General features: G+C 47.8%; 6 protein-coding genes. 2 read left to right on the top strand and 4 right to left on the bottom strand.

Going from position 1 to position 11,831, the window contains the following annotated elements; genetic code table 11:
- Positions 1–7 precede the first annotated feature (7 nt).
- From AC1DYT_RS13535 to AC1DYT_RS13525, 3 genes are read right to left on the bottom strand one after another with little or no spacing between them, the layout of a single operon-like run.
- A complete protein-coding gene (locus AC1DYT_RS13535) occupies positions 8–1,540 on the bottom strand; it encodes a carboxylesterase/lipase family protein (protein WP_477470121.1) in 1,533 nt (510 codons plus the stop codon).
- 16 nt (positions 1,541–1,556) lie between these two features.
- On the bottom strand, positions 1,557–1,781 hold the full coding sequence (locus tag AC1DYT_RS13530; protein WP_477470120.1) for a hypothetical protein: 225 nt from the start codon (positions 1,779–1,781) through the stop codon (positions 1,557–1,559).
- 52 nt (positions 1,782–1,833) lie between these two features.
- Positions 1,834–4,164: a glycoside hydrolase family 3 protein gene (locus tag AC1DYT_RS13525; protein WP_477470119.1), complete on the bottom strand. Its 2,331-nt coding sequence runs from the start codon at positions 4,162–4,164 to the stop codon at positions 1,834–1,836.
- 450 nt (positions 4,165–4,614) lie between these two features.
- Here AC1DYT_RS13525 and AC1DYT_RS13520 point away from each other — a divergent pair, with 450 nt between their 5' ends.
- Positions 4,615–7,170 (top strand): DUF3857 domain-containing protein, encoded by a 2,556-nt coding sequence (locus AC1DYT_RS13520; RefSeq protein ID WP_477470118.1) that lies wholly within the window; start codon positions 4,615–4,617, stop codon positions 7,168–7,170.
- Here the strand turns inward: AC1DYT_RS13520 and AC1DYT_RS13515 are convergent.
- A complete protein-coding gene (locus AC1DYT_RS13515) occupies positions 7,160–8,008 on the bottom strand; it encodes a 3-keto-disaccharide hydrolase (protein WP_477470117.1) in 849 nt (282 codons plus the stop codon). The genes AC1DYT_RS13520 and AC1DYT_RS13515 overlap by 11 nt on opposite strands.
- Before the next feature lie 443 nt (positions 8,009–8,451).
- On the opposite strand from AC1DYT_RS13515, the gene AC1DYT_RS13510 reads away from it, so the two are divergent.
- On the top strand, positions 8,452–11,739 hold the full coding sequence (locus tag AC1DYT_RS13510) for a PAS domain S-box protein (RefSeq protein ID WP_477470116.1): 3,288 nt from the start codon (positions 8,452–8,454) through the stop codon (positions 11,737–11,739).
- Positions 11,740–11,831: the final 92 nt, after the last annotated feature.

Raw genomic sequence — 11,831 nt, 5'->3', positions numbered from 1 at the left:
TATTCCGTTATTTCCTCATATCATTTACCATAAATTCAAGCGCGGCTTTATCGGGCAGTGAAACGGCGGCGGGCTTATCGCCCAGTATCATGGTTTGGTTACCATTGCTGTTATAGGCCGGCCATGCAGGCAAGCCGGGGCCGTTAGGGTTACCACTTTCGGCAAAGTTTACCCAGTAGGAGGATATTACGTCGGCCAGTTGCTGGTCTACCGGCTCAAAGGGACGGTTTAAAAACTTGAGATTATTGAATACGTAACCTACCTCGCCTGTATGGAACGCACCATATTTCTTAAAGTCCTCTGTAGCCGGCATGCGGCGGGTAAAACGGTATAGATAAACTTTGGCCCTGTTCTTCGCGCTTTGCGTATTGGCCCAGGTAAAATTCTGCACGCCGAACATGCCATCGCGCGACATATTTATCTGCGACCGTTGGGCCTCCGCATCGGTATTGCCGGGATAAAGTTTCAGGAATTCGGCAGCCTTGTCTCCAAAGCGCTTTTGTATGCCGGCGGTGTAATCTGCTGCATTTTTTAGGGTACCGATAAAGGCATCGTCCTCATTCCAGCCGGTGAGGAGCGGAACCTGGTTCTCTTTATTGGCCGCGAAAATATCAGCCGGTACCTGCGGCAAAAAATAACCGTCTACTATCGGCCGGAAATTGTTTTGCTTTAATAGTTCCTCGGCGGGCAATTTCCGTAAATCAGCCAGGCTGCCGGCGTGCAGTGCTTCTGCAGTTTTCAAGCCGCTTTGTTCTGCCTGCGCTAATGATATACCACTGCCAGGGCCAGGCACCATGTGTGCGCCACTTTCGGCAATGGCTCCTTTAAACAGGCCCTTTGCCAATGGCGATGCCACCAGGTAGTTTACGCCATAAGACCCTGCCGACTGCCCCGCAATGGTAACATTACCCGGGTCGCCGCCAAAAGCTGCTATATTCTTCTTCACCCATTTAAGTGCCGCAAGCTGGTCCATCAGTCCGTAATTGCCCGAAGTATGGTTAGGCGATTCTTTAGTTAATTCAGGGTGCGCAAAAAAGCCGAAGATACCCACGCGGTAGTTGATGCTTACCAGTATAACGCCCTTTTTCGCCAGAGCTTCACCATCGTAAATGGGCACGTTGGTACCGCCGCTTACAAAGCCGCCGCCGTAAATCCATACAATTACCGGGCGTTTCTCCGATGGCGTTTTTGCGCCGCTCCACACGTTAAGGTACAGGCAATCCTCGTTCAGTGGTTCGTCTTTTATCAGGAACTCTCGGGTGTAAACGCCAAATTCGTTGGGCTTGCCCTGCATCGGCATCTTAGAAAAATCGGTGCAGGCTTTTATGCCGCTCCAATGAGCAACAGGCTGCGGCGCTTTCCAGCGCAGGTTGCCGACAGGTGGCGCGGCAAAGGGAATGCCTTTGAATATGTGTACGCTTGCATCGCTGTTATCGGTGCCTGATATTTGCCCGGCATCGATTTTAACAGTGCTGAAAGGGTTTTGTGCCGAGGCAATGGCGCACAACAGGATAAGCGGCAGGAGGAGGAAGCGTTTCATTTATAGTGAGGATTGTTTAATGTTCTATTTCACAATTTAGTCCAAGAAAATCTGCTCGCTTTAAAAACTCGTTTGCCAAAGACAAATCATCGATTTGAAAGATAACCTCTTTCCCATCAAGCACATCAAGCTTATTTTTTTGTGCGTTCTTTAACGAAATTATCAGCAATTCTCGTTGCAGTAGGGTAAAGGCGACCTTTTGCATTCCTTTCCTCCAACTTTTAACAATTACTTTAGGCATATTTAAAGATTTGACAACTCTTGAAGAGTTGTCAAATCTAAGTTAGGCTAATTTATGGCTTTGCGCCACCCTTCACATATTTTGCTGTCCGCGCATCTTTTATCACACCTTTCCAGTTCAAGCCGTAACCGAAATCGTAGGCGTGGCCTTCGCTGTCTACATATACTTTCATATCGTGCGGTACATCTTCAAACTGGGCCTCTACCGTTTTCATATCCAAAGGCATCTGCAAAGGCAATAAGGCCGATGGCTCTGCCTTGCCGGTAAGGATATCCAGGCTGGCCTGGCCCTGCACGCCAAAATCGGCAATGATGGCACTGGCCTGTTTCTCCAGTTCGGTAAATACCATCGGGTTGTTGACGTTTATCGATACGATAACCGGCTTGCCCTTCATCTTGGCATAGGTATCGGTAACCATGGCCAAATCTGTTACGTTGGTTGATGTTTCCGATTTGTTTTTATAGCTGCGGTTGGTGAAGGTCTCCAGCGGGTCGCCGCCGGCAATGCTGGTATCGCGTGCAGTTGTGGCGGTATAGGTGCCGTATTGTAAGGACACGGGCAGATAGCCGTTGCCACCGGCTTTAACATCATCGGCGTTGTAGCCGCCATGGCCAATCGGGCTGGCAATAAACACCAGGGCATAGTCGGCAGAATCAGGATTGTCGGTCACCTTAAAATATTTCTTTACCGTTTCCATATTTACCGGGTATTCGGTTTTTTCGGGATAAGGCATACCCAGGAAGTTCTTACCTGCCGGGGTGAATTTTTTGGGCACATAAACAGTTTTGCCGGTTTGCAGGGGCAATATGCCGCCCTTGTTCTTCAGCATCACGATAGATTTTAGCTGTGCCTGGTAACCGGCCGCCATAAATTCAGGGTTCCCTACCGTCTTTTTGGTAATATCTACATCCAGGTACGGGTTTTCGAACAATCCGGTGCGGAAAATGCCTCTTAACAAACGCACTGCCGATTGCTCGAAACGGGCGCGCATAAAAGCCTCGCCATGTTCTTTAACGCCCATTTGGTAGGCATCTATTACGGGCACCATATCGTTGTTGCCGCCAAACTGGTCTACGCCTGCCATCAGTATCTTGTAGTGGCGCTGGGCAACGGTCGCTTTTTCCATCCCCCATGATTTACCTGACAGGAAGCTGTTGATAACGGTTTCATCGCCGGTTACCAGCCAATCGGTACATACCACGCCATCGTATTTGTATTTGTTGCGTAACAGGTCGGTAATAATGTATTTGTTGTAGTTATTGGCTACGTCCTCGTGGTTTTTGGTATCCTGTTTCCAGCTGATGGTGTAATAAGGCATCACCGCTGCCGCCATACCTGTTTTGCCGTTTAGCTTAAACGCGCCCTGGGTAAAAGGAATCAAATGCTGCTGGAAGTTATTGCCCGGGTACACGGCATACTTGCCGAAACCGTAGTGCGCATCGCGGCCACCTTCGCCTGCGCCGCCGCCGGGCCAGTGTTTAACCATGGCGTTCACGCTGTTAAAGCCCCAGCCATTTTTAATTTCGTTATCGCCTGTTGAGGTTTGGAAACCATCGATATAAGCCCTTGCCATATCGGCGGCCAGTGCAGGATCTTCGCCGAAGGTTCCGCTAAAGCGGTTCCAGCGTGGGTCGGTAGCAATATCCACCTGCGGCGATAGCGCGGTGGCAATGCCCAGCGCACGGTATTCCTGCGCGGCAATGTGCCCGAAGCCCTGAGTAACCGATGGATCGAATGTAGCAGCCATACCCAACGAGCCCGGCCACATAGAAATATTGCCGCCTGCGCCGGCGTTGAATTCGGCGTTGGCTACCGTGCCGTGGCGCGGGTCGGAACTATTATTGTTAGGGATGCCCAGCCCAATGCCTTCTACTAATGCTTGTGCATTATTATTCCACCTCGCGGCAACCTCGGGGCTTTGCACCGAAGTGATGAGCACATGGCGCACGTTATCGTTAGTTAAGAACTTCTTTTGCTGGTCTGATAAATCCCAGGCGTCAAGGCCGCTTTCGGCCAAATTTTTGCCATTATACGTGCCCGCGAAGGGCCCTACCGGTATAGAGGGTATCATCTGGTGGCGACTGTAAAGCATAAGCCCGGCAATTTGCTCTACGCTCATTTTGCCGGCGAGGTCCTTAGCGCGTACATCCACGGGTAGGCGCCAATCTTCGTATTTATCAAGCTTGCCGTTTTTGTTGAGGTCTTTAAACGCCAGGCCGTCAACCGTCAGTATTTTTACGCCCGATGTTGCCGAGTAGCCCAGCTTTTGCCCGGCGGTGTTGGTAACGGTAACTACGTCGCCGTTTTTACTTTCGGTGTATTTTGTTTGTGCCGATGCAATGGCCGGTAGCAGGCTCATCAGCAGGAGGTATTTTCTTTTCATATATTGAGTTAATTGGTAATCATTTGTTTTTAACCACAAAGTGCGCAAAGAGGAAAACGCAAAGCGCACAAAGAATTTGCAGGCGGTTAAGTATTACCAAAAGACAAAACAACATTCATCCGAATAATTGTCGCTTTTTAGGCTTAGTGGCCTTTGTGAAAACCTCTGTGACCTTTGTGGTAAACTCTCCACCCCGTGAAATTTCTATTTATTATTGGTTTATTTAATCGACACAAAAAAGACTATGTGTCAACATTACACAATGGTATAAATTTAATTTTTAAATAGCAAGGACTTAGCGCATTATGCCATCATTATTTTTTTGGCGGGCGTTTGTTGCCAGCATTATATAACAATCATTTAATTTTTAAACTATTGGTAAATAATTTAAGATTTGTTATTTTCAGGGCTGGTATGCGTAAACTATTTGTCCCCTTATTAATTGCCGCCATGAGCGGTTTACTGCTTATTTTGGGCCCGCCCGCTGCGCGTGCAGGTGCTCCTGTCGTGCATATTTCGGCGAGGCCTGCCTGGCTCAATACCTTCAAGCTTTCTGATAAAAAACTCCCGGCACGGCAAGTAACCAATGGTTTCTTCTACCAGCTTTTTGAGGAACAGATACAGGTAGAGAAGCAGGCCGACTATAAGCATGTGATACGCGAGATTGTATCCGAAGCGGGCATACAAAACGGATCGGAAATTTCCATCTCTTTTGACCCATCGTACGAACGGCTGGACGTTCACGACATCACCGTTTGGCGAAACGGAAAAGCCGAAAGTCGCCTCGGCGCAAAATCGTTTAAGGTGATTGCCGATGAAAAAGACTTATCAAAATTTATTTACCAGGGCAGCTTTTCGGCGCTTTGTATTTTAGACGATATCCGCAAAGGCGACCGTATAGAATACGCCTATACCATCACCGGCCGCAACCCTATATTCGGCCATAAATACACCGATCAGCTTTACATGCAGGGTATGCAGCCCTACGCACAGCTTTACAAGGCCCTGCTGGTATCGCCCAACCGTAAATTAAATTTCAAGGCGTTCAACAATGCGGCTCTTGCCGACCCGACAGACAAGAACGGCCTAAAGTGCTACGAATGGAATCTTTTGCAGGCGATGCCTCCACCCGATGCCAGCGGCACGCCCAGCTGGTTCAATAACTATAGCTATATACAGATAAGCGATTATAGCAGCTGGCAGGAAGTGATAGATTGGGCCCTCAAAGTAAATCCCGTATCAACAGGCCTAAAGGGTAACCTGGCGGCCCGGGTAGCTAAACTAAAAGCCGATGCTGCTGGCGATAAGGAGAAATACTTCCGCAGCGCGGTGCAGATGGTGCAGGATGAGATACGCTATATGGGTATAGAGCTGGGCGAATATTCGCACAGGGCCAATACCCCCGAAAAGGTGTACAATCAGCGCTACGGCGATTGCAAGGATAAGGCCCTGCTGCTGGCTTCGGTTTTGATGGCCAACGGCATTGATGCACACATGGTATTGATTAACACTGATGCAGAAGCGAAGGTTGATACGTTTATCCCCTCGCCAACCGTTTTCGATCATGCGGTTTGTGTGGCTACCCTCAACAATAAGCCGGTTTATATAGATGCTACCATTGCCTACCAACGCGGCAGTGGTACCAACCTCTATTTCCCAAATTATGGCAAAGGCCTGGTGTTAATGGCCGGCAATACTTCATTGACAGCCATTACGCCAACTAATGCAGGCAAGATGAAGGTTATAGAAACCTACAAAGTGCCTGCGGGCGAGAAAGAGAGCACTTTGCTGGAGGTGACAACTACCTATACGCTTGCCGAAGCCGACCGCATGCGCGACAGGCTGGCAAGCGGCAGCATAGCCGAAACAGAAAAAAACTACCTGGATTATTACGCCAAAAGCTACCCCAAAATAGAATTTGCGGCAGACTCAATTACCGTTAAGGATGATGCAATAAAAAATGAGCTTATTACAATAGAGTATTACCGCATCCCCGGCTTTTTTAAGGCCGACAAAGAACCCGGCAGGTACACGGCTTCTTTTTATGCGGGTGCTATAAACGATCAGCTTCCCGCCATTAGCGGCAAGGTGCAAATGCCTGCGGCTATTGGTTACCCTGTGAATATTGAGCACTTAGTACATGTAATAATGAAAAGCGGCTGGGATATAGCCGAAAGCAGCAGCAGCATACAACGCGATGCCTATGGCTTCAATTCGCGCATCTGGGTGCAGGGCGATACGCTTACGCTCGATTATAATTTCCGTACGCTGAAAGATTTCATAGCGCCTGATAAGCTTGATGAGGCACGTACCGATGTAAAACAAATAGCAGATAATGAACTGGGGTACAGCTTCACCTATACGCCCGATATTAGCCGGGTACCATTCCGACCCAATTATAGCCTGATGATATTTGTGCTGGCGCTGGCCGCAACCCTTGTGTGGCTGGCCATAAAGCTTTACCGTACCGAAACCCGCGCTGTGGTTTTTGAAACAGGCGCAAACTTTATACCGGTAGGCGGCTGGCTTATTCTTATTGCTATCGGGCTGGCTATTACGCCATTCGCTGTAGCCTACACCATGGCCGAAAGTGGATCCCTCGATTTAAGCAAATGGAACGCCCACCCCAGCAACTCCAGCGACGTTGCTTTTAAAGCTTTGTTCTTGTTTGAGGTTGCCGGTAATGTAATTTTGATAGCGTTTGCTGCATTTTGCTTTGTTTTGCTGGTAAATCGACGCGATGTGTTGCCCCGTTATATTATCGGGTTTTATGCATTTTTGGCGTTATTTGCAGTAAGCGACTATTTCCTGGTGATAATTGTAACCGGAAGTGTGTTGGATAGCACGGCCTTGTCCATGATCAGAAAAATTATCTATTCCGGTATCTGGATAGCCTATTTCAAATCATCTGAACGGGTTGAACAGACTTTCGTAGTACCCTACCCCGCCCACAATTATAGCTATGAAGAAACCGAAGAAGAAAAGAAAGCCAACCTTATTGCTTAACCAGCTCTACCGGCAGTTGGGTAATGGGCTGTATCTGTATTTCTTTATAAAACACCTCGGCCCCTTCAGATTGTATTTGCAATTTGCCTTTGGTAAGCGGCTGCGGTTGCCCGTTCTCCATCTGCCTGCTATGGTAAAGTACCATCATCACTTTATCGTTTATCACGTGGATGCTGGTATCGCCGTTGCAATATAAATCAAGCGTGTTCCATTCGCCTTTGGGGTTTTCGGCATCGCCGCCTTTAATGCAATGCCTGCCCTGCGGGCTGCCTTCGCTAAAGTTGTTCATAATGCCGCCAACATTATAAATATAATCCTTCTGGTAACGGCGTATAACGGGTATATCGGCCATGCCGCCTGCTACGCCCCAGTAATCGCCGCAATTACCCTGCTCTATCTGAAACTCCTGCGATCGCATCCAGGCGCCGTAATCGGCACCATATTTCCCAACCGAATGATACAAAAGGCCGCTATCCATCTTCTGCCCTTTTTTTTGCCCCCAGGTAAGCGCGCCCCATTTAAATTGCAGCTGCAGGTGGTAATTGGCATACTCCTTTTTTGTGCTGATGGCGCCCCAATTCTCGCCCGATACGCGTATAACCCTATCACCATCCTGTTTTATTATTGTGAATACTTGTTTGGGGTCGCTGTTTAAGCCTATAGGAGTGCGGGTAATAAAATTACCTTTATCATCCAGGTCGGGGCCGATGAAGGTGTCCCATCCGCTGAGGTCCTTGCCATTGAATAACACCTCCCATTTATCAGATTTCAGCGATGCGGTGGTGCCAAAAATAAGGGCACATACCAGTAGCGTGGATAGTGGTTTAGCGGGTTTCATAACAGGGGTTATTGAAGTACCTAATATAATCATATTACCGCATAAACATGCAATATGTAACAGCGCTGTATTAATATTTATAATCGATGTGCATTTGAAAACATAAGTGCTTACTACATTGTGCACCACAACTTAGCCGACTACAAAACAATGGCCGGCGAAAGCCATAAAGCAATAAAAGCCATTAATAAATACCCCTTTAGCGAATAATTTAGATAACTTTCCATCAGCCACTACGTACAACATCCAGAACCCGTAGTTTTTATCCGTCGCGCCCTGCCGCAATCGCAAGTGATTTTTGGCTTGGTTTTAACTTTAAAGTACGCGATGCCCTAAAACCGGAACCCTAAATTAACTTTACTAAATTTCGAAACGTATTATAGACCACTAAGCCCCGGGGGTAGGTTATATTAATTTTTTGCCGATACCCACCGAACTACCGCATGATAAACCAAAAGCTGTTAGGGATTGATACCCGCATAGAAAAACTATTGGAAAATAGTTACTTCGGGCTCATGCTGCTGGATGAGTTGCTTGTGGTGACCTATGGTAGCTGTTCCGCGCGAAAAATCAATGGTTGGGGCGATACCGATTTACCCGATAGACCAATCGTAGATCTGATACACCCAGACGACAAGGCATACGTTTATATTTTAATACATAGCGTTTCAGATAGCGGAACCCCTCAAAACTGCAGTTTCCGGTTAAAGCATGCCCTTGGCCATTACGTTTGGCTGCAATGCACCTTTACCAACATGTTTAACGAACCCGGCATTGAGGCAATAGTTTGCAATTTTGCCGACATCACCGCACAAAAAAAAATCGAATCTGAATTCAGGCAACAAACCGATCAAATAAGCGGGCTGCTGGAAACCATGAGAGACGGTTTTATCGCCTTAGACGAAAGCTTGTGCTATACTTATGTGAATAAACAGGTGTTGAAAATGATGGGCCGAAACCTGGAATCGCTTATTGGGAAACACATTTGGGATGTTTATCCGGAGGCCATTGGCACGGCAACATATGATGCCATACAAACCGCCTTTACCAAAAAAATATATGTTTGCCATGAGGATTTTTTCCCAGTCTCGCAACGCTGGCTGGAAAACCGGGTTTACCCCTCTGCGGGGGGCATATCCATGTTTATACGGGATATTACCAAACAAAAAAAGGAAGAGCAGCACCTAAAGCTCTTAGAGTCTGTCATCACCAACACCAGCGAGGCTGTTTTGATTACAGAAGCCGAGCCTGCCGATGACTCCGGCGCGCTTATTTTATATGCAAACGAGGCGTTTACCAGCATGACCGGCTACACCGCCGACGAGGTGATAGGCAAAACGACCCGCATTTTACAAGGCGCCAAAACGAACAAGGCCGAAATTACCCGCCTGAGCGAGGCCATGCGCCTATGGCAACCCTGCGAAGCCACGCTGTTGAATTATAAAAAGAACGGCGAAGAGTTTTGGGTTAACTTCACCCTAACCCCTGTTGCCGACGAAAAGGGATTATACACGCATTGGATATCCGTACAGCGCGATGTTACAAAACGCCGCAACCAGGAATTACAGGCTGCGCTGCTGACCAGCGTCAGCATGTTGTTTAACGAGGCTACCGCGTTGCAGCCCTTGCTTGAGAAATTACTGCAGCACCTGGTAGACTACGGCCATTTTAAACTCGCCGAGGTATGGCTCATTGGAGCCGATAAAAATAAGATAAGCCTGGCATCGCACCTGGAACCAACGCCGGAGATGGCTGCATTTTATCATGACACCCGGCACATCAAAAGTTTCGTAAAGGGCGAGGGCCTGCCTGGGGCGACATGGAAAACTACCCAGATACAGTTTTGGGACGGGCTGGACGAGCGCGAGGATTTCCTGCGGCACGATGCCGCTAAAGAAGCCAGGCTGAAGAAAGCTTATGCGATACCCTTAATTTCAGGCAAAGAAACTATAGGCGCATTGCTTTTGGGCCTGTGTGCCGGCGAAAAAGCCGACGCTAATCTCATTACCGTGTTCTCGGCGTTCAGCACGCATTTTGGCGCCGAAATAAAACGTAAGCAGTTGGAGCAAGAGTTAAACCAGGTATTTATCTCTGCCCCGGATATCCTCTGCATCATTGGCACCGATTACCATTTTAAAAGGGTAAACCCGGCCATGAGCACGCTGCTGGAATATACCGAAGAAGAGATACTTTCTAAAACGCTTGGCGATTTCCTGCACCCCGACGAGTTGGAAGCCAGCAGGGCGCGGATGCAGAGCTTTATTGGCCAGAAACAAACACTGTACTTCGAAAACCGGTTCGTAACCCGATCAGGCAGGGTGATATGGCTATCCTGGACGGCCAGCAACTCCGCCGAGGAAGGGCTGATATTTGCCGTTGGCAAAGATATTACCGATAAAAAAAGGCTTAAAACCTTGCTTGATAAAGTTACCAGCCTGGCCCAGGTTGGCGGTTGGGAAATAGATGTAACGAAAGGCACGATGTATTGGTCGAAAATAACGCGGCGCATACATGAGGTTGCCCCTGATTATGAACCCAACACACAAACCGGCATCAGTTTTTACCGCGAGGGGCATGACAGGGAAACCATCGTACGCTCGATAGATGCCGCTATAAACGAGGGTGCCGCCATAGATATTGAACTACAAATTGTTACCGCCAAAGGCAACACCCGCTGGGTACGTGTAGTGGGCGAGCCTGAATTTGTTGATGGTAAATGCCAGAGGGTTTACGGGAGTTTCCAGGATATTGATGCAAGGGTGAGGGCAGAAATAATTGCCAAAACAGCACTGGAAGAACGTAACATTATACTGGAGAGTATAGGTGATGCTTTCTTCGCGGTCGACAAAAACTGGGTGGTGAATTACTGGAACAATATGGCCGAGAAGGTATTGGGCAAGCCCAAAAGCGAAATGCTTAACCAAAACCTTTGGCAAGTTTTTGCCGATTCCATCGATTCGGCATCCTATCAGCAATATCATAAAGCAATTGACACAGGATGCGCCGTACATTTTGAAGACTACTACCCCCCATTAAAAAAATGGTACGAAATAAGTGCATATCCATCAATCAACGGGCTTTCGGTATATTTTAAGGATATAACCACCCGTAAGATAACGGATTCCCTTTTAATGGATTCAGAAAAGCGATACAGCGAGCTGTTTCAGTTAAGCCCCCTGCCAAAATGGGTATTCGACCTCGACACCCTTAAGTTTTTAGATGTAAACAATGAGGCCATACAACATTATGGCTACTCGTACGAGGAGTTTTTATCCATGACCATAAAAGATATCAGGCCGCCGGAAGATATACCCGCGCTGGATGTAATTTTAGACGAATATAACAACACCGCGCAGTTTAATGCAGCGGGCAGCATACGGCACAAAAAGAAAAACGGCGAAATTATTCTGGTAGATATAAAAAGCAGCGACATTAATTACAAAGGGAGAAATGCCCGGATGATAGTTGCCAATGATATAACCGACAGGCTGCATTACATAGAAGCTATAGAGCAACAGAACGAAAAACTGAAGGAGATATCCTGGCTGCAATCGCATGTGATAAGGGCGCCGCTTGCCCGTATTATGGGCCTTTTGCCGCTGCTTGATGATGCCCGGGACAGCGAGGAAGCCCGGACGGAAATATTAAATTACCTCAAACTATCTGCCGACGAACTGGATAACGTGATACGCGACATAACCAATAAAACCGGCGTAGTGCCTTATAAATAACGCAGAGCCTACCGCTCTCAAGCTAAAGAAGCCTGCCTGTTGCCACAAAACACCCTGGTATTTAGTGCAAACCTTTCGGGTTTTCAACCCGC

It is taken from the genome of Mucilaginibacter sp. P1_D10 (assembly GCF_056406215.1).
Note: the sequence above shows the minus strand (reverse complement) of the source record. Positions and strands in the feature narration are given on the sequence as shown.

Bases quoted from the DNA above. Each gene is read 5' to 3' on its own strand.
- AC1DYT_RS13535 (WP_477470121.1), bottom strand. From the start codon at position 1,540: ATGAAACGCTTCCTCCTCCTGCCGCTTATCCTGTTGTGCGCCATTGCC.
- AC1DYT_RS13520 (WP_477470118.1), top strand. From the start codon at position 4,615: ATGAGCGGTTTACTGCTTATTTTGGGCCCGCCCGCTGCGCGTGCAGGT.
- AC1DYT_RS13525 (WP_477470119.1), bottom strand. From the start codon at position 4,164: ATGAAAAGAAAATACCTCCTGCTGATGAGCCTGCTACCGGCCATTGCA.
- AC1DYT_RS13510 (WP_477470116.1), top strand. From the start codon at position 8,452: ATGATAAACCAAAAGCTGTTAGGGATTGATACCCGCATAGAAAAACTA.
- AC1DYT_RS13530 (WP_477470120.1), bottom strand. From the start codon at position 1,781: ATGCCTAAAGTAATTGTTAAAAGTTGGAGGAAAGGAATGCAAAAGGTC.
- AC1DYT_RS13515 (WP_477470117.1), bottom strand. From the start codon at position 8,008: ATGAAACCCGCTAAACCACTATCCACGCTACTGGTATGTGCCCTTATT.